This window comes from uncultured Parvibaculum sp. (genome assembly GCF_963975745.1).
Classification (GTDB): domain Bacteria; phylum Pseudomonadota; class Alphaproteobacteria; order Parvibaculales; family Parvibaculaceae; genus Parvibaculum.
On sequence record NZ_CAXBIB010000005.1, the window covers coordinates 38,139 to 63,495 of the forward strand.

Below are 25,357 nucleotides of genomic sequence, written 5' to 3' on the forward strand. Positions count from 1 at the left end.
ATGGTAATTTGAACAGGCATGACCCGAAAATTTCCCAGCCCTGCGCGGCGGCGCCCTGTGATCGGCGTGCCTTGCGACGTCAAGATGCTCGGGCCGCATCCCTTCCATGCCGTCGGCGAAAAATATATCGCAGCCGTGGATGGCGGCGCTGATTGCCAGCCCGTGCTGCTGCCGGTGCCGCGCGCGCCCCTCGACACCGCCGCCGATCTCGAGGAAATCTTCGCGCTCTGCGACGGCGTTTTCCTGACCGGCTCCCATTCGAATGTTCATCCCGAGATTTATGGCGGCTCGCCGCCGCGCGAGGGCGTGTTGCTCGACCGCCAGCGCGACGCCCTGACGCTCGATCTCATTCGCGCCTGCGTCGCGCGCGCCGTGCCGCTCTTCTGCGTCTGTCGCGGCTTCCAGGAATTGAACGTCGCCTTTGGCGGCACGCTGCATCAGCATCTGCAGGAGGAGCCCGGCGAGCCGGGCTTCGCACCGCGCCTCGACCATCGCGAGGCAAAGGACGATCCGCTTGAAATCCAGTATGGCCCGGCGCACCGGGTGACATTGACGCCGGGCGGCGTCTTCGAACGCCTGCTCGGAGCGCCGGCGGTCGAGGTCAACTCGCTGCACGGACAGGGCATCGCGCGGCTCGGCGCCGGCCTGACCGTCGAGGGTCGCGCCCCTGACGGCACGATCGAGGCGATGCGCGTAACCGGCGCGAAGGCTTTCGCGCTCGGGGTGCAATGGCACCCGGAATGGCGCTACTGGGAGAACCCGGTCTCGCAGAAACTCTTCCGGGCATTTGGAGATGCGGTGCGCGAAGCAGCCGCAGGCAATACGGCGACACAGGAAAGCAAGGTGCCCCATGGCGATGGGCGAGGAGAAGACGGAGAAGGTCGGGAACACGGAAGACCTGATCAAGTGGCTTAAGGACCGCCGCATCACCGAAGTCGAATGCATGGTCTCGGACATGGCCGGCATCGCGCGCGGCAAGATCATCCCGACACGGAAGTTTGTCACCGGCCTCAACGAACGCTCGCTGAAGCTGCCGGAATCGATCTTCGGACAGACCGTGACCGGGGATTATGTCGACAGCGACTTCCTGGGCGATATCGAGCCCGACATCATTCTCGACCCCGATCCCGCGACCGTGCGCGTCGTTCCCTGGTATGACGAGCCAACGGCGCAGATTATCTGCGATGCCAATTACCGGGACGGTCGTCCGGTGCCGATCGCGCCGCGCAACGTGCTGAAGCGTGTCCTGAAACTGTTCGACGAGAAGGGTTGGCAGCCGGTCGTCGCGCCCGAAATCGAGTTCTACCTCGCCGCCAAGAACATCGACCCCGACTATCCGCTGGAGCCGCCGGTCGGCGCCAATGGCCGGCAGGAAACGGCACGTCAGTCCTACGGCATCGACGCGGTCAATGAATTCGATCCGATCTTCGAGGACATGTACGATTTCTGCGAGGCGCAGGATCTCGACATCGACACGCTGATTCACGAGTCGGGCGCCGCCCAGGTCGAGATCAATTTCGATCACGGCGATCCGCTCGAAATCGCCGATCAGGCCTTCCTCTTCAAGCGCACCATGCGCCAGGCCGCACTCCGTCACGGCATCTATGCGACCTTCATGGCCAAGCCCTATGAGGGCGAGCCCGGCAGCGCGATGCATATCCACCAGTCGATCGTCGACAACGAATCCGGCGACAATCTCTTCGCGACCAAGGCCGGCAAGGACACGAAGCTCTTCCTCGCCTATATCGCCGGCCTGCAGAAATTCCTGCCCGACGCGATGGCGCTGATCGCGCCCAACGTCAATTCCTACCGCCGCATCGTCCGCGACCACGCCGCCCCCATCAACACCCATTGGGGCCACGAGAACCGCACGGTCGGCCTGCGCGTGCCCGAAGCCAAGCGCAACGGCCGCCGCATCGAGAACCGCGTGCCGGGCGCCGACGCCAATCCCTATCTGGCGATCGCCACCTCGCTGGCCTGCGGTTACATCGGCATGATCAACGACCTGAAGCCGACCAAGGAGATGACCGGCAACGCCTATGACAGCAAACGCTATGCGCTGCCGCGCCATCTCCTCGACGCGCTGGACAATCTGCGCACGGCGTCCGAACTGAAGGAAGTGCTTGGCCAGGATTTCGTGCAGGTCTACATGGACGTCAAGCTGACCGAACACGAAGCCTATCAGCAGGTGATCTCCGCCTGGGAGCGCGAGCATCTGCTGCTGAATGTGTGAGAGTGATGCGTGCGCTACTCTGGACCGGCACTGTCATAGACCTGACGATCTTCCTGCCGGCCCTGTACGCGGTCGCTGCGGCATTGGCCACATCCGGCATGGCGGGCGAGCCGGCATGGTTCAAAGTACCCTGATACTCACTTTACCGGTCTTGTGCATCGCCGCGCCGGCCTTGGCATGGAAGCAATTCGACCGGTCTCAACACGGATTTGCGATCCTGTTGATCCTCGTTCCTGTGGCGCTGGCGGTTATTCTGGTTTCTTTGCTCGCGTTCGGGTAACGCGGTCGCCATGAGCAGCGACGCATCACGGCCGCGGCCTGAATGCACCTCGCCAAGCACGCGCCTGCTCTTGAACGTCTGACCGCTCAGCCCGCCACCTTCGCCGCCAGTTGCTGCCGCTTCATCTCGGCCTGCATGGCGCGCGTCGTCTCGCCCTTGCCGTCGGGCGCCCAGCCGGGCGCGGCGAAGAGATAGCCCATCGCGTCGCGCAAGCTCCGCGCCTTGCGCAGGTCGCGCGCGATCGCGACCCATTCATGGAAGATCGCCTTCGCCGGATTGCGCGTTTCGAGTTGATGGCGAATGCCGAACACCGGCTCTTCGACTTCCCTTTCGAACGTGCCGAACAGCCGGTCCCAGACGATGAAGGTGCCGGCGTAGTTCTTGTCGCAATATTGCAGGTTCGAGCCGTGGTGAACGCGATGATGCGACGGCGTGTTCATCACCCATTCGAGCGGACCGAGCCTGCCGATGTGCCGCGTGTGCAGCCAGTACTGATAGAGATGGTTGATCGACAGCAGCGCGATCGCCATTACCGGATCGATACCGGCCAGAACCACGGGAATGAAAAGCAGCGGTTCGAGCCAGGCTTCGACGAAGGACGCACGCAACGCCGTGCCGACATTGAAATACTGGCTGGAGTGATGGTTGACATGCGCGGCCCAGCCGAAACGGACCTCGTGGATCGCGCGGTGATACCAGTAGAAGAGAAAATCGATGAAGACGAAGGCGGCGAGAATGAGCCACGCGCTGCCCGCCCAGTCGATGTCGAACAGGGCAAACTGGTGGAGCCAGTAGAGCGCCGCCAGCACCGTCGCGGCCGAAAGCGCGATGGTCGCCGCATAGAGAAGCGCCATGACGACCGAGCAGGCTGAATCCGCCACCTCGTAATATTTCTTTCGCAGCAGCCAGGTCAGACCGACATCGACACCGATCAGCCCGAGCAGGAACCAGATCTGGTCCACGTCCCGGATATGCAGCAGCCCTTCCAGAAATTCATGCATGACCCGCACCTTTCACCCAACACTTGTTATGCAAAGAATTATTACAGAACAAACGTTGTGTAAAGAAGAAATCCGGGATAGATTTGCGCCATGCCGAAAATCGTCGATCACGACGCCCGCCGCCGGGAAATTGTGGAAGCAAGCTGGGAAGTGATTGCCGGGGAAGGTCTCGACGGTCTGACCATGCGCAAGATCGCCACTGCCGCGGGCTGCACGACCGGGCGCCTGACCCATTACTTCGCCGATCGCGAAGAACTTGTCCTGGCGGCGTTGCGGGCCGTCTACGCCGCCGCCGCCGCCCGCATGGCCGTGGCGCGGGATGCCGACGGCCCACCCCGCCAGAGGCTCCTGCGGATGCTGGAGGAAACGCTGCCCCTCGATGAAGCCCGTTTGCGGGAATGGAAGATATGGATCGCCTTCTGGGCAGCGGCGGCGGCGGACAATACGCTGGCCCGGGAAAACGATGCCCGGCACAACGAGTGGCGTGCCTCGATCCGGCCCTTGATCTGCGACATCGCGCCGTCTGCGGATGCCGCCCACGAGGCCGAGCGCCTTGTCGGCCTCGTAAACGGCCTCGGTCTCGAGGCCGCCATCAGCCCGACGAAGCAGAACCGGGCACGGGCCCGCGAAACGCTCATACGGCACCTGGAAAGCCTGATCGGGCGCTAGCGCCTTGCTTGGCCGGATCGGCGGATTGGGTTAGCTTTTCCCTATGTTGAGCCCTGTCCAATTTCTCGTCTGGCCGAAAACCAAGCAGGAACTGCTGATCCTCTGCGCGCGCATCGGGTACAACCCCTAGATTCGCTCCGCCCGCGGGCTGTGCCGCCCGCCCCAACCGGTATTTTTCAACCGTTCGGATACGGAGCAGAAGTCATGTCGCAAACCGCCGCAATTTCAAACCAGACCAGACGCTGGCAGGAGATGGATGCCGCCCATCATCTCCACCCCTTCACGACGCACAAGGAGCTCGCCGGCAAGGGTGCGCGCGTCATCACCCGCGCCGAGGGCGTCTATCTCTACGACTCGGAAGGCAAGCGCCTGATCGACGGAATGGCCGGCCTCTGGTGCGTGCAGGTCGGTTATGGCCGCGAGGAACTGGCGGAAGCCGGCTACAAGGCGCTGAAGGAATTGTCCTACTACAACAATTTCTTCCAGACGACGAACCCCTATGTCGCCGAGCTGTCGCAGAAACTGGCCGATGTCTGTCCGAAAGGCATCGACCGTTTCTTCTTCGCCAATTCAGGTTCGGAAGGCAATGACAGCGCGGTCAAGATCATCCGCTATTTCTGGAACCTGCAGGGCAAGCCGAACAAGAAGATCTTCATCGCCCGCAAGAAGGCCTATCACGGCGTCACCATGGTGGCCGCCTCGCTGTCGGGACTGACCCATATGCATCCGCAGGCCGATCTGCCGCTGCCGGGTTTCGTGCATGTCGAATGCCCGGACTGGTTTGCCGAAGGCGGCGAACGCACGCCCGAGGAACACGGTCTGATCACGGCGCGCAGTCTTGAGGAGAAGATTCTCGAACTGGGCGCCGAGAATGTTGCGGCCTTCGTCGCCGAACCCATCCAGGGAGCCGGTGGCCTGATCATTCCGCCGGCCAATTACTGGCCCGAGATCCAGCGGATCTGCCGCAAATACGATGTGCTGCTGCATGTCGACGAAGTCATCTGCGGCTTTGGCCGCACCGGACAATGGTTCGGCTCCGATACTTTCGGCATCGAACCCGACATGATCAACATGGCCAAGGGCCTGTCGTCCGGCTACCAGCCGATCGCTGCGGTCGGCCTCGGCAAGCGCGTTGGCGATACCGTCTTCAATTCCGACGATGAGTGGTCGCACGGCTTCACCTATTCCGGCCATCCGGTCGCCGCCGCGGTGGCGCTGGCCAATCTCGAGATCATCCAGAAGGAAAAGCTGGTCGAGAAGGCGGGCGGCACGACCGGCGCGCATTTCCAGAAGAAACTCGCCGAGCTGGCCGATCATCCGCTGGTCGGCCAGACACGGGGCGTCGGCCTGCTCGGCGCGATCGAGCTGGTCAAGAACAAGAAGACCCGCGAGAAATATCCCGATCTCGGCACCGTCGGCGCCCAGTGCCGCAACCACTGCTTTGCCGAAGGGCTGATCATGCGCGCCATCGGCGACACCATGGTGCTGAGCCCGCCGCTGACGATTACCGAAAGCGAAATGGACGAACTCTTCGCCCTCGCCCGTCGCTGCATCGATCTGACGGCGCGCGATCTGGGGCTCGTCTGAGGCATCGCGCAAGACCCGGCGGGACACCCGGTGCGGCAAACGGCCGCATCGGGCCCGCTGCCAGGGCCGGACGCTTTTACTGCCAAGCCCTTGTTTTCAGGCTTCTTTTGAACCGTTCTACGGTCCGGGTTTGCGGTTTACGAATCTAGACAAGCCGTATTGAAGCCGGCCCGGCGCGATCCTATTTAGCTTTGTATGAGGGCCGAGCTTTAAAGCCGCCCGGGTGGACTGCCCCCGCTCACCCGGCGCGGTGCTCAGAGCCCCTTTAGCGCCGGTTCTTCCCCTCCCGGCGCCATACGCGCGAACAGCGCGGTTGCGCCCTGCCTCCCCCCGGCGGGGCGCAACTTTTTTGCGCCCCGCCATTCCTGTAACAGAGGATCAGGGAGCAGCTTTTGTCCCTGCCTCTCAATCCGGATATGCTCCCGGTCGGCGCGACTCGCGCCGCTCCCACCCATGGCAGATCATCTCATGTCGCGCTCCTTCGACGATTCCGGCGAACCGCATCTGACGATTTCCGACGCCGAGCTGACGCGGCTCGAGGCGGAGATTCCGATTCTGGCCGGCTTGCGTGCCTTTGCCGAGGAAGCGGTCAACATGCCGTGGTTCTCGAAGATTGGCCGCCCGCTCGACGCCGAAACGCGCGCCCTGGCCCGTTCCTGGCTCGACGGCCTGGGCTTTCCCGATGCCGAGGTCGCCCGCCTGCGCGACTGGGCCGAAGCCGCCGACGCGGCCGCGACGCTCGACTTCGATCCTGTGCATTGGGAAGCCGAGGAGGGTCTGCGCGCCGCATTGTCGGCGGAAGCACTTGAGCGTCTCAGCGAGGATGGACTTTCGATCGCGATGACCCATGTTTCGGCGCTGCTCGGAGAACGCATCGGCAGCGCGGTCCGCGATGCCGCCGCCTTCTGGGAAGTCGAGGACGAGGAACTGCTGAACGCCGCCGCCGGTGCCGCCCTTCATGCGGCACATGGCGCAGCGCTGGCACTGATCGTCGAGGCCGAGAGCGATCATCCCTTCCGGCGCAAGTTCTCGCTTTTTGCGCGCGGCCGCTGGCCCATTGGCATCGCCGGCCTGACGCTCAACATCTTCTGAACATCCACCTGCCAGATCGGACAAAGCCCACGTGAATTTCAAGATCGCCACCTGGAACATCAACTCCATCCGCCTGCGGATCGAACTTGTCGAACGCCTGTTGAAGCAGGAGAAGCCCGATGTGCTCTGCCTGCAGGAAATCAAGTGCGTCAACGACGCCTTTCCGTTGAAGGCGATCCGCAAAGCCGGCTACGAGCATGTCGCGATCAACGGCCAGAAGGGCTATCACGGCGTCGCCATTGCGAGCCGCATCCCCTTCAGGAAGATCGAGGCGCGCGAGTTCTGCGGCAAGGGCGACAGCCGCCACCTTTCGGTAGATCTCGACCTGCCGGGCGGTATGCGCGTACACAATTATTACGTGCCGGCCGGTGGCGACGAACCCGATCCCGATATCAACGAGAAATTCGCCCACAAGCTCGACTTCGTCCGCGAGATGACGCGGCTCTATGAAGGCCACAGGACCAAGTCGAAGAACCGCATGGTGCTGGTTGGCGATCTCAATATCGCGCCGCTCGAGCACGACGTCTGGTCGCACAAGCAGCTGCTGAAGGTCGTCAGCCACACGCCGGTCGAGGTCGATCTGATGAACGCGCTCTATGCCTCCCATGACTGGGTCGACGTGATGCGCCGCTTCGTGCCCGACACCGAGAAGCTCTATTCCTGGTGGAGCTACCGTGCCAAGGACTGGCTTGCCGCCGATCGCGGCCGCCGCCTCGATCACATTTGGGTCACGCCGGCGCTGGCCGATGCACCGACATCGATGAAGGTTCTGAAGGAAGCGCGGGGGTGGGAGCGGGCGTCGGATCATGCGCCGGTCATCGCGACGCTGAGGCTCTAGCTGGGGGGGCCAGCCTCGGGGTGAAGGCCTCGCCGCCGCCCGCTCCTGGGGTTCCTACCGTTGCCGATCTTGCGAGGAAAATTGGGGACTCTCTCGCATCGGTCTTTTTTTAGGGTAGATGCCCTACATTAGGGTATTGACCCTATTCTGGCAAGAGGGCAGCCTCGCCCCGGGGACAAGCCCGCCGCTACGTCCATATGTGACAGTTACGTGACAATTCGATGACAAAAAGAGCGAGGAACGGCCAGATGGCGTCAAAGACCAAGGACCGGATCCTTGCCGCAAGCCTGCGTCTCTTCAATGAAAACGGCTACGATGCCGTCACGACGGCGCGCATTTCCGAAGAGGTCGGCATTTCGGAAGGCAACCTCTGGTATCACTTCCGCACCAAGCGCGATCTCGTGCGCGCGCACCAGTTGGCGCTGTTCGTGCTGATCGACAGTCGCCTCGCCATCCAGTCGACACCCGAGACGGTGCTGGAGAGTTACGCGCTCTTCAATCGCATGGTCTTCGAGGAAGTCTGGACCTATCAGTTTCTCTATCGCGACCAGGCCGAATACGGCCGCACCTCGCCTGAACTCGAGGAACGCGTTCACCGCATCTATGAAATGACGACGACCATGCTGGTACGCTTCTTCCGCCAGATGATCGAAGCCGGCCATCTTGACATGCCGGCCGACGAACTGATGGCGTTGGCCGACAATGTCTGGATGGTGATCCGCTACTGGCCGAGCTTCCTGCGCGAGACCCGCCGTGTCGTCAAGCTCGACAAGGCCGCGCTCAATGCCGGCATTCGTCATCACTTCGCACTCTTCGACACGCATCTGACGCCGGAAGCGCGGACCTTCTTCACCAGAAAGGCCTATGCCTGAGCATCCTTGCTTGCCGGCGCTTCCTTCTTCTTCAGCGTCACGAAAGTTGCGGTCGAGCTGGCGGTTGCGATCAGCTTGCCGTCTTCCGATGTCAGCTCGCCCTCGATGAATCCGACCGACTTGCCGCGCTTGATGACGCGGCCGGTTCCGAGAATACGTCCTGGCCGCGCCGGTGTGAGCATCGAAACCTTGAGCTCCAGCGTCGGCGAAATCTGGCCCCATTCGAGATCGAGGCCAACGGCAAGACTCATCACATCGTCGAGCATCGCCGCAACCATGCCGCCCTGGATGCCCCCCCACATGTTGCAGAGCTCCGGCCCGGCATTGAACGCCACATTCACCACGCGCGCTTCGCGATCGGCATCGAGAATCTCGAGACCGAGATAACGGCTGGCAGGCGCCATCCGCTTGAACACCGCCTGGATATTGGGCGGCCAGTCCCGCTTCACATCTGCCTTGGTCTCACTCATCGAAGTTTCTGTCCTTCCTCGTCTCGTTCCGGATCTCATCAAGTCTGACGCCAAGCGCCACAAGCTCGTCACCAAGCGTCGAGAGCCGCGCGGCCAGCCGCGCGGCAACCGCCCCCGCGAGCTCGGGAAACTCGCCCATCAACCGCTGGAACATGTCGCGGCCGATCCGCAGCACCTGCAACGACGAAACGGCACGCACCGTCGTCAATCGCTGCTGCGGTTCGAACAAGGCCGTCTCGCCGACAAGGTCGCCGCTTTCAAGCCGAAGCGCCTGCGCCGCACCGTGGGCGTCGTACGCCAGCATGGCAGCTTCGCCATCGAGTATCAGAAGGGCGCAATCGGCCTCGTCGCCGGCCTCGAAAAGCGTGGCCCCGGGCGCATATTCGCGTCGCTCGCAGGTAAAGGCCATCACTTCGAGTCGCACCGCGTCGATGCCGGCGAAAAGGCCGGTACGCTTCAGCATGGCAATGGCGGGCTCGAGGCTCATGGCAGGAGCATAATGGAGGCGGCGCCGCAATCCCAACCCCATTTGCGCTCGGCGCGCGGCACGGTTAAGAAGTCCCGACGCCGCAATGGAGCGCATGTCATGGAACTGCCGATGCCGCAAATCGACTGGGACTGGCCCGACCCCTTCATCCATGAAGTGACCGTCGAGCCGCAACATATTGACGATTTTCAGCACACAAACAATGTCGTCTATCTGACCTGGATGGCAAAAGCGGCATGGGAGCATTCAAAGGCGCTCGGTCTCGACTTCGCAGCCTACAAGCGCCTCAATCGCGGCATGGTGGTCCGCCGCCATGAACTTGAGTATCTGGTTGCCAGCCACGCGGGCGAGCGCGTTCTCGTTGCCACCTGGATTACCGGAAATGACGGGCGGCTTCGCCTGCGTCGCCGTTTCCAGATGGTCAATGCCGAAACGGGGAAGACCCTGCTCCGCGGCTTGTCGGATTTCGTCTGCATCGACATCGAGTCGGGACGCGCGACCCGCATGCCGCCGCAATTCATCGTCGCCTACCGGCCGACCGCCCGCGTCGAGGGCGACTAGGCCGAAAGTACGGCCGCCTGCGCCGGATCGAGATACTCCTCAAGCGAGGTGATGCGGCCGTCTTCGACAAGGCAGACCACGCAGGCCGGCATGGCAAAATCCGTCCCGTCGGCCAGCGTCCCGCGCACGACATGCTGCTGCATGAAGCCGCCCGGAATGGAAAGCCGCCGCGTCACCTCGTAACGCCGGCCCGGAAGCTTGCGGTCCATCCATCGCAGCACCTTGAGGTTCTCTTCGACCGTCTGCACGCGCCGGCTGAAATTGTGCCAGATGCGTGCCTGCGGTGCATAAATGCGCGCAACCTCGTCGATATTCCCCGTTTCGACCGCATGGAAGAACCGTGCCGCCACATCGAACTTGTCGTCGTCCATGCCCGCCCTCTCACCATTCATGCATCACGGCACCAGCCGGTAGCCGCCGGTTTCCGTCACCAGAATTTCGGCATTCGATGGATCCTTTTCGATCTTCTGCCGCAAGCGATAGATATGCGTCTCAAGCGTATGCGTGGTAACACCGGAATTGTATCCCCAGACTTCGGCCAGCAGCACATCGCGTCCGACGACCTTGGCACCGGCCCGGTAGAGATATTTGAGTATGGCGGTTTCCTTTTCGGTCAACCGGACCTTCTTTTCCTGTTCGTCGACCAGCAGCTTGGCGCTGGGACGGAAGGAGTAGGGGCCGATCTTGAAGACGGCATCCTCGCTCTGTTCATGGCTGCGCAGATGCGCCCGGATGCGCGCCAGCAGGACACCGAAGCGGAACGGCTTGGTGACATAGTCGTTGGCGCCGGCATCGAGACCGAGGATCGTGTCGGAGTCAGTATCCGCTCCGGTCAGCATGATGATCGGCGCCTTGACGCCTGCCTTGCGCATCAGCCGGCAGAGCTCGCGGCCATCCATGTCGGGCAACCCGACATCGAGCAGCACCAGATCGACATGGTCCGCGCGAATGCGATCAAGCCCCGCGGACGCGGTGGGCGCCATGATGCAGGAAAACTCTTCATGGAGATCAAGTTGCTCGACCAGCGCCGTGCGCAGCGCATCGTCGTCGTCGACTACGAGAATCTTCTTTGTCGTGCTCATGGTTCCATCAGACGGGATAGCCGAAGCGCTTGATATGTGCCTCGAGCAAAGGCATGACGGGTTGCATATGCTTTTCATATCGCCGCCAGCGGTCGGCCGCAGTTGAATAGATAGGCTGCGTCACTTGCGAATAGGAGGGCGTCCGGATCGTACCACGCGCCAAGGCATGCGTGGCCGGATCGCTGACTGCCTCATGCCATGGTAACTCGAGAAATTCGAGCGCAGATCCGACTTCGCCGCGCAGATCGGCGATGAGACGTTCATAACGCACCTCATGCACATTCAGCGGCAGCAGCGCCCGATACTTTACCCAGAGCGTCATGACTTGGTCATAAAACCGGGCCGAACCGTCAAGCGTCAAGAAGTTGACCATGGCTCCATTCGGCACGAAGTCCTGCATGAAACAGGAAAGAACACAATCCGCCGGATGGCGTAGCGCAAACAGGATGCGCGCTTCTGGGAATACACGATGGATCAAGCCTGCATGAATCATATCTAGCGGCATTTTATTGACGACCGTCTTGCCTTCCAAGTCGGCGCCTTCCTTGCGCAGAGACGCCCAGTAAACCTGACGCGCCCTTTCGCGTTCCTCCTCATTCATTGTGGCAAGGGAGCGCGGATAGTCATCGAGCGACAAACGGACCGAACGGAGAAGTGGTAGTTCTTCAAACACTTGTACATCGGGATGCGCGTCGAGAATTTGATCAAGCAGCGTTGTCCCCGACCTTGGAAAGCCAACCAGAAAAACCGGTGCCGCCTTGTGGCATGGTTCAATGTTTCGTGGCGCCAATGTGCGCCATGACTTTATAGAATCTGCAGTAGTGATATCGATTAAGGTACCAACATCCCTCATAAATTTACCGAGATCCCTTTTCTCAAGCATCGACAACTCGGAGGTTTTCTCATTTTGAAGTCGAAAGTAGTTAAAAGCGGCGGGTAGATCGCCCAGCGCGTCGCAGAGCTGTGCCAACTCGGAGTAGAACAACCGGGCATCGCCCGGCGCCATGCTTGAAAATTCGAGCGATTCGAGCTGTTGCCGCAACTGAGCCAGAACGTCTTTTTTTCCCTTGTACATCCGGCGCTTTGCTTTGGTCAGCATATGAAAGGCCGACAAATTCATAGGTTCGATTTCAAGCGCCCGCTCTGCAATGGAAATGGCTTGGTCGAGATTTGAAAGCATCTCATGCGTCGATGCTAGAAAAACAAGAATTGCCACGGGCGCGGGACTTAGTTTTTCCAGCGCCGTCTCGCAATATTTGATCGCTGTCTTGTACTGACCCCGATTTGCCGCTGTCTCAGCCGCTCTCAGATATGGTGCGGGTTCATCTCCGCGCAATTCTATCAGTTTGTCAAAATCCACAGCAGCTTCGGTCAGTGCCGAATTGGATTTGTAGAGAATGCCGCGCTGAAGATAGACTTCTGCGTAATTAGGATCGACCGCCAACGCCTGCGCATAAGTGATCAGGGCCTCGTCGGTCTTGCCCTGATCGCGCTGCGCATTGCCGAGATTGACCCAGACATTCACATGATGGGGCATCATCGCGGCCGCCGCCGCGATCAGCTTCTCGGCATTCGCGGCATCGCCCTTGCCAAGCGCGACCAGGCCGAGGAGATGAAGCGCATCGGGATTCTTCGGATCGACCTTCAGCACATGTGCCGCCGCACGACCCGCATGATCGAGGCGGCCGGCCGCGAGATGTGCGCCACCCAGTTGCAGAAGCCGCACGAGGTCCTCCGCCGCCGGCTGTCCGCCGGGCCGGGAACCTGCGGCACCGGGCCGGAATCCGCCCGCCTGTCCGCCCCCTGGAATCCCGACGGTCGGCGCCCCCCCGCCAAAGGCCGCGCGCGGCAATCCGACCGTCGGCCGCGAACCGCCCTGCGGCGCGAATGTAGGGGTCTTGCTCGGCCCGGAAAAGGGGGGCTTTTTCGTCATACGCATCGTCCCGAAACAGCTTGCGCCCACGACCGGGGCGCGCGGGCCGGAGTTTGCCATAGCTCGGCGCGGTAACCAATGCGCGCGCCGCCGCCGGCCCGGCAAATCTTGCCGGTCGCGCGGCGCGCACAGCGTCCGGTCAGGCTTTGGAAACGGCACCTTTCCGCGCTTTTCATTCTGGCCCGTCATTTGCGTCGGGAACGCCATGACAGACGCCCTCACCCACCATGTGCCGCCCACCGCCGGCAAGCACAACATGGCCACCGCCGCTTTTGCCGAGCTGCGCGCGGCACGGCGCGAAGGGCACACGCCGGAAGGCGAGGGATTGAGCTTCAACGACCTTATCGACACGCTGAACCCGCTTCAGCACATTCCGGTCATTTCCGAAATCTATCGGGGCCTGACCGGCGACAGGATCAGCCCACAGGCCCGGATTGCGGGTGGCACGCTTTATGGCGGACCGATCGGCCTGGCCGCAACGCTTGCCAGCATGGCAATTGCCGGCGGCAACGGCGAGCGAGGCGTCGGCGATCGCCTCTATGCGTCTCTTTTCACGCCGGAAGACGCGGCAAGCGACACAGCGCTCCGCACCGTCAGTACCGATGATGGCGCCGGCGCGGCTGTGCTGGCGGCGGCGCGCGCCAATGCAAAGGCCGAGGAGACGGCTTCGATCGTCGCCGAAAACCCCGCACCGGCTTCGGTTGCCGCAGCGGCGGGCATGCCGCAACTGAGCCCGGAGGCCTTCGCCGCTCTGATCGGCTCGTTCGACGATCCCGCGCCCATCGAAAAGGGCCTGAGCAGCATCGCGCCGCAGATGAGCCTCGACATGGAGGGTCCGGTCGACGACGAAGAGCCTGCGGCCACACCTGCCGATATTCTGAGCGCCATGAACCAGGCACTCGACAAGTATCAGGCGCTGAAGCACGCACCTTGAACCGGGCTGGTCAGCGGCGCGGTCGCCGCCTAACCTGATCCGGTAATGACCCGATCCGCAGATATCGAAGTCACAGCAAATCCGGGCGAAACACGCGGCCGCCTGATTTTCGGCGCGTGGGATTTTCCCTGTGCGCTGGGGCGCAGCGGATTGCGTGACGACAAGCGCGAGGGCGACGGCGCCACGCCGATCGGTCTTTTTCCGCTTCGGCAGCTGTGGTACCGGCCCGACCGCTTGTCCCCGCCGGCCACGGGCCTGCCGATCCGTCCGATTGCGCAAGGTGACGGCTGGTGCGATGCGCCGGGCGATCCGGCCTACAACCGTCCGGTGCGCCTGCCCTATCCGGCAAGCGCCGAAACGATGTGGCGCGAAGACTCTCTCTACGATCTCCTCGTCGTGCTCGGCCACAATGACGACCCGCCGCGTCCGGGTGCCGGCAGCGCGATCTTCTTTCATATCGCCAACGAGAAGAACGGCGTCCTGCAACCGACGGAAGGCTGCGTTGCGTTGCGGCTTGCCGACATGCTGAAAGTTCTGTCGCGCTGTACACCGCAGACGAAAATGCGGATCGGTGTGCCTTAGGTGCGCGCACCGAACAGGGCGCTGCCGACACGCACATGCGTTGCACCCAGCGCAATCGCCTTCTCGAAATCGCCACTCATCCCCATCGACAGGTTTGCGAGGCCATTCTCCCGTGCGAGCTTTCCAAGCAGCGCGAAATGAAGCGCCGGCTCTTCGTCAAGCGGCGGTATGCACATCAAACCATCAATGACGAGCTGCCATTCATTCCGGCACCGGGCAAGAAACGACGCGACCTCGGCCGGCTTGATGCCGGCCTTCTGCGGCTCTTCGCCGGTATTCACCTGAACGAAAAGACGGGGCAGCCGCACACCGCGCTCACGCACCTTGACCAGCGCCAGCGCGAGCTTCTCCCGGTCGAGCGTATGCATGACATCGAACAGCGCCAGCGCATCCTCGAGCTTGTTGCTTTGCAACGGCCCGATCAGATGGAGTTCGATATCGGCAAACCGTTCCTTTAGCATGGGCCATTTGGCGGCCGCCTCCTGAACACGGTTCTCGCCGAAGACACGCTGGCCGGCCTCGACAAGCGGCAATATGGCCGCTTGGTCGAACGTCTTCGACACCGCAACCAGCGTTACTTCTTGCGGCGCGCGCCCGGCCTCACGCGCCGCCTCGGCGATCCGCGAACGAATATCGGCAAGGCGGGCGGCAGGCGTGGTGGCGTCGGAGGCGATCGTTGTCATAGTCTCAGGCCTGCGCGTCGGAAAGGCAGCGGATGGGAGCGAAGCTAGTGGCAGGCAGCGCCAACGGCAAGGGGAGCGGAGCAGCGAAGGCGCGCGCGATGCGGGATGCCGCACGGCGGTTATCGGGCCGGAGGAACGGCATCGTGTTGATCGGCATGACCGACGCTTCGCGTCTGCCAGATCCGGACAGGGCACTCGACGCCCTGCCGGAGGGATCGGCCTTGATCTGGCGCGCTTATGGCGCGGAGCCAACGGCCACGAATCTGCGCAGGCTCGCCGCACGCGCCCGGGCAAGAAATTGTCTGTTGCTGATCGCAGGTGAGCCGGCATGCGCACTTCGGTTGGATGCCGTCGGACGGCATCTGCCGGAGCGCCAGCTCGGCCGCTCTCGCCGGAGCGTTCACGTGGCCGTTACAGCGGCTGCGCATTCCGAAATAGCCATCCGCCGGGCGGCCCGGATTGGCGTCGATGCCGTTCTGATCTCGCCGGTTCTGCCGACACTGAGCCATCGAGGGGCAAGACCGCTCGGTCCGGTGCGGCTCGCCCGCCTTGCCCGGCTTGCTCATGCCCTTGGACTTGCCTGCTACGCGCTGGGCGGCATCACCGACACGCGCGATGTCCGCCGCCTTTCCGGCACGGGCATAGACGGCGTGGCGGGGATCGGCTTTCTGCTCGACTGACCGTCAGGCGTAGTCCACCGGGATATAGCCGAAGCGTTGCATCTGGACACGATGACCGGCAACGATACGCTTGACTTGTTCGGACGTCAGCGCATCGCGCCACTGCTCGGCGCGGCCCTCACGAAAGAACGCCGGCGCCGCATCAGGACGTTCGAGAAAACCGCGTTCCTCTTCCTGTTTCTTCAATGCCGCAAACGATGAATGCGCAATGGCGCGCTGCAGCCGTTCGCCGGAAACCCGCAATCCGAGAAACGAGGCAACGGTTCCGAAATTCCTGACCGGATCGGCGGCGAGATCCTCGTAGCGCAGGACAAGCAGTTGAGGATTCGGCTGCGCCGTCCAGCTGCGAACATGTCCGGACCAGTCCGTATAGATCTCGGGAACATTGGTCGCGGAAAGCAGCGTACCCGCGCTTGAACGCCCCATCATCGCAATGGTCTCGTCGATCGAGAGGTTGAAGTGGTGATGCGCGGAAACGACAACGTCGAGCGGGTTGCGCAGCACATAAATTGCTCCGGCCGTCACTGCCATGTTGTGCAACGGCGTGCCCGCCCAGGATCCGAGATGGTTGTGTGTTTTCACGAAAACGGAATCGGCGAAAGCCCGGGTCATGTCGGACTGCCCGGCCGGACGCAACCGCGCCAACTCGGCAGCGCTCAACGTTTCGAGCGGCGCCGTCGCATGGGGTTCGTACCACCGGCGCAGGGATTCGCCGAGGCAGAAATTGGCGAGCTTGTTGATGTCAGCCGGCTCGGGAGCGTCGATCAGCAGATTGCACAGAAAACTCCGCAACCAGGTGTTGCCCGATTTGGGATAGGAGGCGAGCCAGATCAATGCACCCATGTCATGACCTATCCGTCGCGCTTGTCAGTCGACACACCGTCCCGGTAATCCTCGGGAATGTAGTCGAAGCGCGCCATCTGCACATGATGATCGGCAACGATGCGGCGAACCTGATCCGGCGTCAGCACATCGCGCCATTGCTCGGCACGGCCCTCACGGAAAAACGATTTGGCATTTGCAGGTCGTTCCCGGAAGCCGCGCTCGGCCTCCTGCGATTTCAGGACCTCGAAGGAGGAATGGCGGATCGCACGTGCGAGTTTTTCCTCCCCGGCCGCAAGCCCGAGAAACCGCGCAAGCGTGCCGAAGCTTTCCGCCGGCTTGATCAGCAGATCCTCATAGCGCAGCACCAGCAGTTTCGGATTGGCCTTCGCCGTCCAGCTCAGTACATGGTTCGACCAGGTGTCGTAGACCTCGGGCACATGCCGGACGCTCAGCCTGGTGCCCGCGCCGGGCTTCGCCATCAAATCGATGGCCCATTCCAGCGATTCGCCATAGTGATGGGCAAGCGAGGGCGCAACATCGAGCGGATTGCGCAGGATATACACCGCACCCGCCGCGACGGCCGCATTGTGAAGCGGGACATCGAACCAGGGCCCGTAATAATTGTGGCTCTTGACGAAGATCGAATTGCGGACCGATGCCGCCATGCGCGCCTGGGCCAGCGGCCGCAGCTTTGCCAGCTCGGCCGGTTCGAGCGTCTCGAGCGGAACCTGGGAGACCAGTTCGAACCAGCGCCGCGATGAGCCGCCGAGACAGAATTCATCGAGGGTGTTGATGTCGGCCGGCGTATCCGCATCGCGCACGAGATTGTGCAGGAAACTCCGCACCCAAGTATTGCCGGATTTCGGATAGGAGGCGAGCCAGACTAGCGTTCCCATGTCGATGCCTCGCTCGATACGGCCTCAGGACGCGGCACGGGATTCGTCCGGCGCGGGCACGGCATCCTTGTAGTCGGCGGGAATATAACCGAAGCGTGCCATCTGGACATGATGATCGGCGATGATCCGGCGAACCTGATCGGGCGTCAGCACGTCGCGCCACTGTTCGGCCCGCCCCTCGCGAAAGAAGGCGGCCGCCTTGTCGGACCGCTCCTTGAAGCCGGCCTTCTGCTCCTGCGCTTTCAGCGCCTTGAAAGACGAGTTGCGGATGGCGCGCTCGAGCCGCTCGGGAGATGGTTTGAGGCCGAGAAACTGTGCCACCTTCTTGAAATGCTTTCTTGGCTTGAGCAGCAGATCCTCGTAGCGGAGCACCAGCAATTGCGGATTGGGCACGGCGGTCCAGCTTGCGACATGGGTCGACCAGGAGCGATGCACCTCCGGCACATGCGTGTCGGTAACGGGTGTCCCCGCCCCTTCATTGGCAAGATGCGCGATTGCTTCGTCGATTGTCTCGCCGAAGTGGTGGCTGATGGAGATCGCCACATCGAGCGGATTGCGCAGCACATAGATGCCGCCGGCCGTGACATCCATATTGTGCAGCGGAACACCGAAAAACTCGCCGAGATAGTTATGCGTCTTGACGAAGACCGAGTCCGGAAAGGCGCGGGTGAAATCGCGATGCACGATCGGGCGCAACCTGGCGATCTCTTCGAGTTCAAGCTCCGCCAGCGGACGCGGCGCGCGTGGCGCATACCAGGCCGCGGCGGATTCACCGAGACAGAAATCGTCGAGATCGTTGATGCTGACCGGCGCGGCCGTGTTCCTGAACAGATTGTGCAGGAAACTGCGCATCCAGGTGTTGCCGGATTTGGGGTAGGAAGCGAGCCAGATCAGGGCGCCCATGTTGCGGTCTTTCGCTCTCGTCGAGGAAACATGCCCTGTCTAGCAAAGGACGGCGCACAAAAAAAGAGAGCGGGCACAAGGCCCGCTCTCTCGTAACCTGGGTCGTTTTCGAACGATCCGGTCGCCGAAGCGATCAGAAACCGATCGAGAGAACGAGACCGGCCGAGGTCGAGTCGATATCGGCGCCACCGCCAATATTGATCGTCGACATCTGCACATCGACGCCGACATCGACGCCGGAGCCGAGGTTGTAGCCGCCACCGGCCTGCCAGCTTTCGATCTCAGCCGAGAAGCCCGGGCTGCTGATCTCATCCGTCAGATAGGCCACGCCAACCGTCCAGGGACCCGTGCCGTAGGACAGACCCACGGTCCAGACTTCTTCCTCGACACCGGCAGCCGACGGAACCGGGACCGACGCCACGAGCAGGTCTTCCGACTGGTACCAGGCACCGCCGAGCGTGAAGCCAGCCATGCCGAGGTTGAGGCCGAAACCGAGTTCTTCCGGATCGGCCGCCGTCGGACCGGATTCGCCCGAAACGTAGAAGGCGTCGGCACCGACATCAACACCACCGAACGAGCCGGCATAGTTGAGAGCGATTTCGAACACGTCACCGATGTTGACGGCCGTGTTCGGCAGCAGGCCGAGACCGTTCGGGTTCGGGCCGTTGAACGAGGTTTCCGGCGTGTACGAACCGCCGAGCTGGAAGCCGGCGAAACGCGGCGTGAAGTAGGTCACCTTGTTGGCATCGGCAGCCATCAGCGAGAACGTCGAGTGGCGGAACGCCGAAGCGGCCAGCACGGCATTCAGGATGTTCGGGCTGTCGAGACCGTTGCCCGGCACGAACCAGGGCGAGGTGTAGTGCATCTTGAAGGCGGCGCCGTCGGTGCCACCGATCTCGAACCGGCCGAAGCCGCCTTCGAGGTAGGCGAAGAGTTCACGGAACACGGCGTCGTTGTTGTTGCCGCCAACGAGATTGCCGCCAACCGTTGTTGCAGCGGTGTTCCAGTCGTCGCCGAGCGAAAGCGTCGCGATAACACCGGCAACCATGCCGTTGTCGAGCGTGCCTTCGGCCTTGATGTCGATATTGCGCGCGACGAGCTTGACGGCGGTGTCGGTGAACGACGTTGCGCCGATGTCATCGGCGTCGATGACATAGAAGCCGGCCGTGACCGTGCCGCCGACCGTAACGGCCAGCGGATCGCTCGCGAGCGCCGGACCGGCGATCAGGCCGGCCGAGACGAGAGCAGTCGTCCCAAGGAGAATCTTTTTCATGTGTTCCTCGCAGTATCAGCTAAAAGCTGTTCCATTCGCACGAGCCATCGGAAATACCCCCCATGGCCGCGTCCATCGCCGGGCCGACTGAAACTGCCCCCCGAGCGCGTAACCCGATTAATCCGTTGATACCCCCTTCGGGTCAAGCGAACCGGCACGCATGGCGAAGGAATGTCGCCGCATGTTGCGGAAAGGGCACAAATCGGCGCCATTTGGTTAATGATCGGTTACCAAATCGACGCCTTGCGCCGCGGGTTCCGCTCCGGGGACTCAACAAAGATGGGGATTCAGGGCTCGGAAATCGTCTTCGAGCGCACACCGATTGCCTCTCGCCTGCCCATGCGGCGCTGCGGATTTTTTGTGCCTTGCGGGCAACAGTCGGTGCCGCCGGGACAGTGCCGGACAGCCGAACCGGGGCCCGCGACAACCGCGATTGCAGGAGACGGCTTTATCTCGCTATAAAGGCGCAGGACAAATGGATGATGCGCCGTCCGCAACGTGATTCGGCGCGCGAACTGGTTGCTCCCCGCAAGCCCTTGGCACAAGAACCGGCAGGCGGATGAGAGAGGCGTAACGCGAGAGGCTTGCCGTAAATCTGATGACCCATACCGGAACGAAAGGCGCCACCCGCGCCGCCGCCGCGCTGGCGCTCGCCGCCATGCTCGGCCTGACCGCCTGCGGTCCCTCAACCTCCAATTATCCGGGGCGTCCGACGGGCCAGGGCCCCAACAACCCGACCGGCGAACAGCAGCGCGAATCAATCTTCGGCGAGGACGGGCTGACGCTGTTCGGCGGCGGCTCGAACGACGCGGTTGAAGGCTCGGGCATCGGCGTCAACAGCTTCCTCTGGCGCGCCTCGCTCGACACCATCGCCTTCATGCCGCTGGTCTCGGCCGATCCCTTCGGCGGCGTCATCATCACCGACTGGTACCAGGACCCGAAAACGCCGGGCGAACGCTTCAAGGTCACGGTCTATATTCTCGACCGGCGCCTGCGCGCCGATGGCGTGAAAGTGGCCGTTTTCCGCCAGACGCGGTCCGATAACGGCAGCGGCGAATGGGTCGATGCGGCGGTTGCCGGCAACACGCCGCTGCAGATCGAAAACGCCATTCTGGTCCGCGCCCGCCAGCTCCGTATCAGCACCATCGAGGCCACCGAGCGCCGCTAGCGGTCCGGATTGAAGACGGACCAGCCGACGATCATGTCACCAAGTCCCAACGACCGTTACAACGCCCGCGCCGTCGAACCGAAATGGCAGAAGGTCTGGGAGGAGAAAGCCGTCTTTCGCACACGCGATGACGGCGCCGTTTCCGGCCGCCCGAAATATTATGTTCTCGAAATGTTCCCCTATCCGTCGGGGCGCATTCACATGGGCCATGTCCGCAACTACGCGATCGGCGACGTCATCGCACGCTACAAGCGGGCGCGCGGTTTCGACGTGCTGCACCCGATGGGCTGGGACGCTTTCGGCATGCCGGCCGAAAACGCGGCGATGGAAAAGAACGTCCACCCGAAGGGCTGGACCTACGACAACATCGCGGCGATGCGCGCGCAGCTGAAGGCGATCGGCCTGTCGATCGACTGGGAGCGCGAATTCGCCACCTGCGATCCCGAATATTACGGCCACGAACAGGCGCTCTTTCTGGATTTCCTCGATGCCGGCCTGGTCAGCCGCAAGAAGAGCACCGTCAACTGGGATCCGGTCGACAACACCGTGCTCGCCAATGAACAGGTGATCGACGGCCGCGGCTGGCGCTCGGGCGCGCCGGTCGAACGGCGCGAGCTGACCCAGTGGTTCCTCAGGATTTCCGATCTCGCCGACGAATTGCTGGACGGTCTCGACACGCTGGAACGCTGGCCCGACAAAGTGCGGACGATGCAGCGGAACTGGATCGGCCGCTCGGAAGGCGCGAAAGTCTTCTTCGCCATCGACGGCGTCCGGGACGCGCCCGACTACAGGCTCGAAATCTTCACGACGCGGCCCGACACCCTGTTCGGCGCCAGCTTCTGCGCGCTCTCGCCGCATCATCCGCTGACGCAATCGCTGGCCGCCGACAATGCCGAACTGCAGGCCTTTGTCAGGAAATGCGATCAGATCGGAACCTCCGAGGAAGCGATCGAGACGGCCGAGAAGCTGGGTTTCGACACCGGTCTCACGGCGCGCCATCCCTTCATCGAGGGAAAGACGCTGCCGGTCTATGTCGCGAATTTCGTGCTGATGGAATACGGCACCGGCGCGATCTTCGCCTGCCCGGCACATGACCAGCGCGACCTCGACTTCGCCCGCAAGTACAAGCTGCCGGTGATCCCGGTCGTCTCCCCGAAGGAATTGGACGCGACGGCCCGCGCCGCCTTCGTCGAAGCGCTGGCCGCGCATGGCACCGACGCCTTTACCGGCGACGGCGTGGCGGTCAATTCGGAATTCCTCGACGGGCTCGACGTCACCGCGGCCAAGCGCGCCGCGATCGAAAAGCTCGAAGCGATGAAGCTCGGTCAGGGCACGATCAATTACCGCCTGCGCGACTGGGGCATTTCGCGCCAGCGCTACTGGGGCTGTCCGATCCCGATCATCCATTGCGATGGCTGCGGCACCGTGCCCGTGCCGCGCGATCAGTTGCCGGTCACGCTGCCCGACGACGTGACCTTCGACAAGCCGGGCAATCCGCTCGACCGCCATCCGACCTGGAAGAATGTCGACTGTCCGAAATGCGGCAAGCCGGCGCACCGCGAAACCGACACCTTCGACACCTTCGTCGACTCTTCCTGGTATTTCGCGCGCTTCTGCGCGCCCCGGGCCGCAACGCCGACCGACCGTGCGGCGGTCGATCACTGGTTGCCGGTCGATCAGTATTTCGGCGGCGTCGAGCATGCGATCCTGCATCTGCTCTATTCGCGCTTCTTCAACCGCGCCATGCACAAGACCGGTCATGTCGGTCTCGACGAACCCTTCGCCGGCATGTTCACGCAAGGCATGGTCAATCACGAAACCTATCGCGACGCATCCGGGCACTGGTTGCCGCCCGCCGATGTCGCGATCGAGACGGTCGACGGCGCGCGCGTCGCCAAACGTCTGTCGGACGGCGCGCCGGTGACGATCGGCGCGATCGAGAAGATGTCGAAGTCGAAGAAGAACACGGTCGACCCCGAACAGATCATCGCGCAATACGGCGCCGACACGGCGCGCTGGTTCATGCTCTCGGACAGCCCGCCCGAGCGCGACGTGCAATGGACGGATGCCGGCGCCGAAGGTGCCTGGCGCTTCACGCAGCGCTTCTGGCGCCTGGCGACCGCGACGCCTGACGAGATTGCGCCGGCCGGTACGCCGCTGCCGGCAAGCTTCGACGATGCCGCGCTGGCGCTTCGCCGCGCCGCGCACAAGGCGCTCGACGCGCTGACCGACGATATCGAGAACCTGCGCTTCAACCGCGCGGTGGCGCGCATCTATGAACTGGCCAATGCGATTTCGGGCTTCACGCCGGCCGATGCGGCCGGAAAATGGGCCAAGCGCGAGGCGCTGGAGTTCATGGTGCTGGCGACCGCGCCGATGATGCCGCATCTGGCCGAGGAATGCTGGGCCGCGCTCGGCCACGAGACGCCGGTGGTCGAGACCGAATGGCCGGTTGCCGACAAGGCCCTCATCGTGGAAGACTCCGTCACGATTGCCGTTCAGGTCAACGGCAAGCGCCGCGACGAGCTGACCATCGCCCGGGACGCGGACAACCAGACGATCGAGCGGGCCGCGCTGGCACTCGACAAGGTGGAGAAGGCGATCGATGGAAAAGCGGTTCGCAAGGTCATCGTCGTGCCGGGCAAGATCGTCAATGTCGTGGTCTGACTTTCGCCTCGCCGCGCTGCTGCTGGTTGCGCTGGCGCTGCCCGCCTGCGGTTTCACGCCGCTTTATGCCGAGCACAGCGACAGGGCCGGCATCGCCGCCGAACTGGCGCTGCTCGACGTCAAGGCGCCGGAGAACGACATCGGCCGCGCGCTGAAATACGATCTGCTCGACATTCTCTCCTCGAGCGGCAACCCGCCCGCCAACCCCGCCTATCGCGTCGAGCTGGTGCCCTCGCTCTATGAGGAAGATGTCGCGATCGAACGCGACGCCGATGTGACGCGCAAGAATGTGGTGCTGGTCGTTCCCTTCCGCCTCGTAGACACCGCAACCGACAAGCCGGTGCTGCGCTCGGTCGCACGCACGCGCACCTCCTACAACCGCGTCGATTCCGAATTCGCCAACATCACCGCGGCGCGCGACGCGCGCGAGCGTGCGGCCAAGGCCGTGGCCGAGGACATCAAGCTGCAGCTCGGCATTCATTTCAACCGCCAGCCGCGCATGGCGGACGCAACCCTGTGAGCGAAAGGCGAAGCGCGCCTTGAAAGTCAAACCGCAGGAGGCCGATCGCTTTGCGGCCAAGCCGCCGGCGAACATTGTTGCGGTGCTGGTCTACGGACCCGATTCCGGCCTTGTGCGCCAGCGCGTCGAAACGCTGGCGCGGAGTGTGCTCGACGATCTGGCCGATCCGTTTCGTCTTTCCGAAATTTCCGACAGCGATCTGAAAAGCGATCCGGCGCGCCTGGCCGACGAAGCGGCGTCGATCTCGATGCTGGGCGGACGGCGCGTCGTGCGGCTGCGCGGCATCGCCGACGCCGCATCGAAGACAGTGGCGTCGTTTCTCGAGAACCCGGTCGGCGATGCGCTCGTGCTGGCCGAAGCCGGCGAGCTCGGACCGCGTTCCTCCCTGCGTCTGCTTTTCGAGGAAGCGGCCAACGCCGCCGCCCTGCCCTGCTATGCCGATGACGCGGCGACGCTGGCCGATGTGATCCGTACACGGCTCGGCGCGGCCGGCTTGCGCCCCGAACCGGCAGCACTCGACTATCTGCTTTCCCATCTCGGTTCCGATCGCGGCGTGACGCAGAACGAACTGGAAAAGCTGATGCTCTATATGGGCGCGGGCGAGACGGGCGCGGCCCGCGAAGTGACGCTGGCCGATGTGCGCGAATGCATCGGCGACAACGCGGCTTCCAATCTCGACGCGGTGATCGATGCGACGCTGGGCGGCGAACTCGATCATCTCGACACGGCGCTGGCGCGCGCGCGCGCCGCCGATACCAATGCGATCGCGATCCTCAATGCCCTGTCGCGTCATCTGATGCAGATGCATCTGGCCGCCGCGCATATCGAAAGCGGCAGCGACATCAACGGCGCGATGCGCAGCTTCCGTCCGCCGCTGCATTTCAAGCGCAAGGACGCGGTGACGCGTCAGATGAAAAACTGGAACCGCCGGAAGCTCGATCGCGCGCTGGCGCTGGCGCTCGAGGCCGAAGGCCAGTGCAAGACGACCGGCAGTCCGGCCGAGGCCATTTGTGGACAGACCTTGTTCAGAATTGCGCAGGCCGCGCGTCCGCGACGCGGAATGTGACAGCGCAAATGACAGCGGGACCCCCCCTCTGTCACGCAACTGTCAAAAAACTGTC

27 protein-coding genes are annotated in these 25,357 nt (G+C 62.9%); 16 read left to right on the forward strand and 11 right to left on the reverse strand.

What is annotated here, in order from left to right; genetic code table 11:
• Nucleotides 1-57: 57 nt before the first annotated feature.
• Genes AAC071_RS05405 through AAC071_RS05415 form a run of 3 tightly spaced genes read left to right on the forward strand, consistent with a single transcriptional unit; the run spans nucleotide 58 to nucleotide 2,367 of the window.
• Nucleotides 58-915 (forward strand): gamma-glutamyl-gamma-aminobutyrate hydrolase family protein, encoded by an 858-nt coding sequence (locus AAC071_RS05405; protein ID WP_339830731.1) that lies wholly within the window; start codon nucleotides 58-60, stop codon nucleotides 913-915.
• Nucleotides 851-2,233 carry a glutamine synthetase family protein gene (locus tag AAC071_RS05410; protein ID WP_339830732.1) on the forward strand — a complete coding sequence of 461 codons (1,383 nt, stop codon included), beginning with the start codon at nucleotides 851-853 and terminating at the stop codon, nucleotides 2,231-2,233. Before AAC071_RS05405 ends, AAC071_RS05410 begins: the two co-directional genes overlap by 65 nt.
• A 5-nt stretch (nucleotides 2,234-2,238) precedes the next feature.
• Complete coding sequence (locus AAC071_RS05415; RefSeq protein ID WP_339830734.1) at nucleotides 2,239-2,367, forward strand: hypothetical protein; 129 nt, start codon at nucleotides 2,239-2,241, stop codon at nucleotides 2,365-2,367.
• Nucleotides 2,368-2,599: 232 nt separating this feature from the next.
• Here the strand turns inward: AAC071_RS05415 and AAC071_RS05420 are convergent, their stop codons facing one another.
• Complete coding sequence (locus AAC071_RS05420; protein ID WP_339830735.1) at nucleotides 2,600-3,514, reverse strand: sterol desaturase family protein; 915 nt, start codon at nucleotides 3,512-3,514, stop codon at nucleotides 2,600-2,602.
• A 90-nt stretch (nucleotides 3,515-3,604) separates the two neighbouring features.
• Between AAC071_RS05420 and AAC071_RS05425 the strand changes: the two genes are divergently transcribed.
• From AAC071_RS05425 to AAC071_RS05445, 5 genes are all read left to right on the forward strand, one after another.
• Nucleotides 3,605-4,183: a TetR/AcrR family transcriptional regulator gene (locus tag AAC071_RS05425; RefSeq protein ID WP_339830737.1), complete on the forward strand. Its 579-nt coding sequence runs from the start codon at nucleotides 3,605-3,607 to the stop codon at nucleotides 4,181-4,183.
• A 204-nt stretch (nucleotides 4,184-4,387) separates the two neighbouring features.
• Nucleotides 4,388-5,770: an aspartate aminotransferase family protein gene (locus tag AAC071_RS05430; RefSeq protein ID WP_339830739.1), complete on the forward strand. Its 1,383-nt coding sequence runs from the start codon at nucleotides 4,388-4,390 to the stop codon at nucleotides 5,768-5,770.
• A gap of 453 nt (nucleotides 5,771-6,223) precedes the next feature.
• A complete protein-coding gene (locus tag AAC071_RS05435; RefSeq protein WP_339830741.1) occupies nucleotides 6,224-6,862 on the forward strand; it encodes a hypothetical protein in 639 nt (212 codons plus the stop codon).
• Between the two features lie 31 nt (nucleotides 6,863-6,893).
• Nucleotides 6,894-7,700: an exodeoxyribonuclease III gene (locus AAC071_RS05440; RefSeq protein ID WP_339830743.1), complete on the forward strand. Its 807-nt coding sequence runs from the start codon at nucleotides 6,894-6,896 to the stop codon at nucleotides 7,698-7,700.
• 248 nt (nucleotides 7,701-7,948) lie between these two features.
• Nucleotides 7,949-8,572, forward strand: coding sequence for a TetR/AcrR family transcriptional regulator (locus AAC071_RS05445; protein ID WP_339830744.1), 624 nt, complete (start codon nucleotides 7,949-7,951; stop codon nucleotides 8,570-8,572).
• On the opposite strand, the gene AAC071_RS05450 is transcribed toward AAC071_RS05445, so the two are convergent.
• Together AAC071_RS05450 and AAC071_RS05455 are read right to left on the reverse strand one after the other, a co-directional pair.
• Nucleotides 8,563-9,042, reverse strand: a complete 480-nt coding sequence (locus tag AAC071_RS05450) for a PaaI family thioesterase (protein ID WP_339830745.1) — start codon at nucleotides 9,040-9,042, stop codon at nucleotides 8,563-8,565. The two genes, AAC071_RS05445 and AAC071_RS05450, sit on opposite strands and share 10 nt — an antisense overlap.
• Nucleotides 9,035-9,529, reverse strand: coding sequence for a cyclic nucleotide-binding domain-containing protein (locus tag AAC071_RS05455; RefSeq protein ID WP_339830747.1), 495 nt, complete (start codon nucleotides 9,527-9,529; stop codon nucleotides 9,035-9,037). The genes AAC071_RS05450 and AAC071_RS05455 overlap by 8 nt, the downstream gene beginning before the upstream one ends.
• Nucleotides 9,530-9,628: 99 nt before the next feature.
• Here AAC071_RS05455 and AAC071_RS05460 point away from each other — a divergent pair, with 99 nt between their 5' ends.
• Nucleotides 9,629-10,090, forward strand: coding sequence for a thioesterase family protein (locus AAC071_RS05460; RefSeq protein ID WP_339830748.1), 462 nt, complete (start codon nucleotides 9,629-9,631; stop codon nucleotides 10,088-10,090).
• Here the strand turns inward: AAC071_RS05460 and AAC071_RS05465 are convergent.
• The 3 genes from AAC071_RS05465 to AAC071_RS05475 are packed head-to-tail and all read right to left on the reverse strand — an operon-like array spanning nucleotide 10,087 to nucleotide 13,312.
• Complete coding sequence (locus AAC071_RS05465; RefSeq protein ID WP_339830750.1) at nucleotides 10,087-10,461, reverse strand: nuclear transport factor 2 family protein; 375 nt, start codon at nucleotides 10,459-10,461, stop codon at nucleotides 10,087-10,089. The two genes, AAC071_RS05460 and AAC071_RS05465, sit on opposite strands and share 4 nt — an antisense overlap.
• Nucleotides 10,462-10,485: 24 nt before the next feature.
• Nucleotides 10,486-11,172 carry a response regulator transcription factor gene (locus AAC071_RS05470; protein WP_339830751.1) on the reverse strand — a complete coding sequence of 229 codons (687 nt, stop codon included), beginning with the start codon at nucleotides 11,170-11,172 and terminating at the stop codon, nucleotides 10,486-10,488.
• A gap of 7 nt (nucleotides 11,173-11,179) precedes the next feature.
• Complete coding sequence (locus tag AAC071_RS05475) at nucleotides 11,180-13,312, reverse strand: sulfotransferase (RefSeq protein ID WP_339830752.1); 2,133 nt, start codon at nucleotides 13,310-13,312, stop codon at nucleotides 11,180-11,182.
• Between AAC071_RS05475 and AAC071_RS05480 the strand changes: the two genes are divergently transcribed.
• Together AAC071_RS05480 and AAC071_RS05485 are read left to right on the forward strand one after the other, a co-directional pair.
• Nucleotides 13,311-14,039 carry a hypothetical protein gene (locus tag AAC071_RS05480; RefSeq protein ID WP_339830753.1) on the forward strand — a complete coding sequence of 243 codons (729 nt, stop codon included), beginning with the start codon at nucleotides 13,311-13,313 and terminating at the stop codon, nucleotides 14,037-14,039. The genes AAC071_RS05475 and AAC071_RS05480 overlap by 2 nt on opposite strands.
• 45 nt (nucleotides 14,040-14,084) lie before the next feature.
• The gene (locus AAC071_RS05485; protein WP_339830754.1) at nucleotides 14,085-14,621 is read left to right on the forward strand and encodes a L,D-transpeptidase family protein; all 537 of its coding nucleotides are present in this window, start codon (nucleotides 14,085-14,087) and stop codon (nucleotides 14,619-14,621) included.
• Here AAC071_RS05485 and AAC071_RS05490 read toward each other — a convergent pair.
• Complete coding sequence (locus AAC071_RS05490; RefSeq protein WP_339830756.1) at nucleotides 14,618-15,304, reverse strand: YggS family pyridoxal phosphate-dependent enzyme; 687 nt, start codon at nucleotides 15,302-15,304, stop codon at nucleotides 14,618-14,620. The two genes, AAC071_RS05485 and AAC071_RS05490, sit on opposite strands and share 4 nt — an antisense overlap.
• A 32-nt stretch (nucleotides 15,305-15,336) precedes the next feature.
• Here AAC071_RS05490 and AAC071_RS05495 point away from each other — a divergent pair, with 32 nt between their 5' ends.
• Entirely contained in the window at nucleotides 15,337-15,984 is a 648-nt protein-coding gene (locus tag AAC071_RS05495; RefSeq protein WP_339830757.1) for a thiamine phosphate synthase, read from the forward strand.
• Between the two features lie 3 nt (nucleotides 15,985-15,987).
• Here the strand turns inward: AAC071_RS05495 and AAC071_RS05500 are convergent, their stop codons facing one another.
• The 4 genes from AAC071_RS05500 to AAC071_RS05515 form a co-directional block, all read right to left on the reverse strand.
• Entirely contained in the window at nucleotides 15,988-16,827 is an 840-nt protein-coding gene (locus tag AAC071_RS05500; protein ID WP_339830758.1) for a sulfotransferase domain-containing protein, read from the reverse strand.
• Nucleotides 16,828-16,835: 8 nt separating this feature from the next.
• Nucleotides 16,836-17,705, reverse strand: a complete 870-nt coding sequence (locus AAC071_RS05505; RefSeq protein WP_339830759.1) for a sulfotransferase domain-containing protein — start codon at nucleotides 17,703-17,705, stop codon at nucleotides 16,836-16,838.
• A gap of 24 nt (nucleotides 17,706-17,729) precedes the next feature.
• Nucleotides 17,730-18,608 (reverse strand): sulfotransferase domain-containing protein, encoded by an 879-nt coding sequence (locus tag AAC071_RS05510; protein ID WP_339830761.1) that lies wholly within the window; start codon nucleotides 18,606-18,608, stop codon nucleotides 17,730-17,732.
• Nucleotides 18,609-18,741: 133 nt separating this feature from the next.
• Nucleotides 18,742-19,881: a porin gene (locus AAC071_RS05515; protein ID WP_339830763.1), complete on the reverse strand. Its 1,140-nt coding sequence runs from the start codon at nucleotides 19,879-19,881 to the stop codon at nucleotides 18,742-18,744.
• A gap of 598 nt (nucleotides 19,882-20,479) precedes the next feature.
• Between AAC071_RS05515 and AAC071_RS05520 the strand changes: the two genes are divergently transcribed.
• Genes AAC071_RS05520 through holA form a run of 4 tightly spaced genes read left to right on the forward strand, consistent with a single transcriptional unit; the run spans nucleotide 20,480 to nucleotide 25,302 of the window.
• Nucleotides 20,480-21,049 (forward strand): DUF3576 domain-containing protein, encoded by a 570-nt coding sequence (locus tag AAC071_RS05520; protein ID WP_339830764.1) that lies wholly within the window; start codon nucleotides 20,480-20,482, stop codon nucleotides 21,047-21,049.
• A 33-nt stretch (nucleotides 21,050-21,082) separates the two neighbouring features.
• Nucleotides 21,083-23,716, forward strand: a complete 2,634-nt coding sequence (leuS, locus tag AAC071_RS05525; RefSeq protein WP_339830765.1) for a leucine--tRNA ligase — start codon at nucleotides 21,083-21,085, stop codon at nucleotides 23,714-23,716.
• Nucleotides 23,703-24,236 carry an LPS assembly lipoprotein LptE gene (lptE, locus tag AAC071_RS05530; RefSeq protein ID WP_339830767.1) on the forward strand — a complete coding sequence of 178 codons (534 nt, stop codon included), beginning with the start codon at nucleotides 23,703-23,705 and terminating at the stop codon, nucleotides 24,234-24,236. The genes leuS and lptE overlap by 14 nt, the downstream gene beginning before the upstream one ends.
• A 19-nt stretch (nucleotides 24,237-24,255) precedes the next feature.
• Complete coding sequence (holA, locus tag AAC071_RS05535) at nucleotides 24,256-25,302, forward strand: DNA polymerase III subunit delta (RefSeq protein ID WP_339830768.1); 1,047 nt, start codon at nucleotides 24,256-24,258, stop codon at nucleotides 25,300-25,302.
• Nucleotides 25,303-25,357: the final 55 nt, after the last annotated feature.

Excerpts from the sequence above, each read along its gene's own strand:
- AAC071_RS05510 (WP_339830761.1), bottom strand. The coding sequence starts at position 18,608 with ATGGGCGCCCTGATCTGGCTCGCTTCCTACCCCAAATCCGGCAACACC.
- AAC071_RS05445 (WP_339830744.1), top strand. The coding sequence starts at position 7,949 with ATGGCGTCAAAGACCAAGGACCGGATCCTTGCCGCAAGCCTGCGTCTC.
- AAC071_RS05430 (WP_339830739.1), top strand. The coding sequence starts at position 4,388 with ATGTCGCAAACCGCCGCAATTTCAAACCAGACCAGACGCTGGCAGGAG.
- AAC071_RS05475 (WP_339830752.1), bottom strand. The coding sequence starts at position 13,312 with ATGGCGTTCCCGACGCAAATGACGGGCCAGAATGAAAAGCGCGGAAAG.
- lptE (WP_339830767.1), top strand. The coding sequence starts at position 23,703 with ATGTCGTGGTCTGACTTTCGCCTCGCCGCGCTGCTGCTGGTTGCGCTG.
- AAC071_RS05460 (WP_339830748.1), top strand. The coding sequence starts at position 9,629 with ATGGAACTGCCGATGCCGCAAATCGACTGGGACTGGCCCGACCCCTTC.
- AAC071_RS05470 (WP_339830751.1), bottom strand. The coding sequence starts at position 11,172 with ATGAGCACGACAAAGAAGATTCTCGTAGTCGACGACGACGATGCGCTG.
- AAC071_RS05420 (WP_339830735.1), bottom strand. The coding sequence starts at position 3,514 with ATGCATGAATTTCTGGAAGGGCTGCTGCATATCCGGGACGTGGACCAG.
- AAC071_RS05505 (WP_339830759.1), bottom strand. The coding sequence starts at position 17,705 with ATGGGAACGCTAGTCTGGCTCGCCTCCTATCCGAAATCCGGCAATACT.
- AAC071_RS05500 (WP_339830758.1), bottom strand. The coding sequence starts at position 16,827 with ATGGGTGCATTGATCTGGCTCGCCTCCTATCCCAAATCGGGCAACACC.
- AAC071_RS05410 (WP_339830732.1), top strand. The coding sequence starts at position 851 with ATGGCGATGGGCGAGGAGAAGACGGAGAAGGTCGGGAACACGGAAGAC.
- leuS (WP_339830765.1), top strand. The coding sequence starts at position 21,083 with ATGTCACCAAGTCCCAACGACCGTTACAACGCCCGCGCCGTCGAACCG.
- AAC071_RS05520 (WP_339830764.1), top strand. The coding sequence starts at position 20,480 with ATGACCCATACCGGAACGAAAGGCGCCACCCGCGCCGCCGCCGCGCTG.
- AAC071_RS05465 (WP_339830750.1), bottom strand. The coding sequence starts at position 10,461 with ATGGACGACGACAAGTTCGATGTGGCGGCACGGTTCTTCCATGCGGTC.
- AAC071_RS05450 (WP_339830745.1), bottom strand. The coding sequence starts at position 9,042 with ATGAGTGAGACCAAGGCAGATGTGAAGCGGGACTGGCCGCCCAATATC.
- AAC071_RS05480 (WP_339830753.1), top strand. The coding sequence starts at position 13,311 with ATGACAGACGCCCTCACCCACCATGTGCCGCCCACCGCCGGCAAGCAC.
- AAC071_RS05490 (WP_339830756.1), bottom strand. The coding sequence starts at position 15,304 with ATGACAACGATCGCCTCCGACGCCACCACGCCTGCCGCCCGCCTTGCC.
- AAC071_RS05495 (WP_339830757.1), top strand. The coding sequence starts at position 15,337 with ATGGGAGCGAAGCTAGTGGCAGGCAGCGCCAACGGCAAGGGGAGCGGA.
- AAC071_RS05415 (WP_339830734.1), top strand. The coding sequence starts at position 2,239 with ATGCGTGCGCTACTCTGGACCGGCACTGTCATAGACCTGACGATCTTC.
- AAC071_RS05455 (WP_339830747.1), bottom strand. The coding sequence starts at position 9,529 with ATGAGCCTCGAGCCCGCCATTGCCATGCTGAAGCGTACCGGCCTTTTC.
- AAC071_RS05485 (WP_339830754.1), top strand. The coding sequence starts at position 14,085 with ATGACCCGATCCGCAGATATCGAAGTCACAGCAAATCCGGGCGAAACA.
- AAC071_RS05435 (WP_339830741.1), top strand. The coding sequence starts at position 6,224 with ATGGCAGATCATCTCATGTCGCGCTCCTTCGACGATTCCGGCGAACCG.
- AAC071_RS05515 (WP_339830763.1), bottom strand. The coding sequence starts at position 19,881 with ATGAAAAAGATTCTCCTTGGGACGACTGCTCTCGTCTCGGCCGGCCTG.
- AAC071_RS05425 (WP_339830737.1), top strand. The coding sequence starts at position 3,605 with ATGCCGAAAATCGTCGATCACGACGCCCGCCGCCGGGAAATTGTGGAA.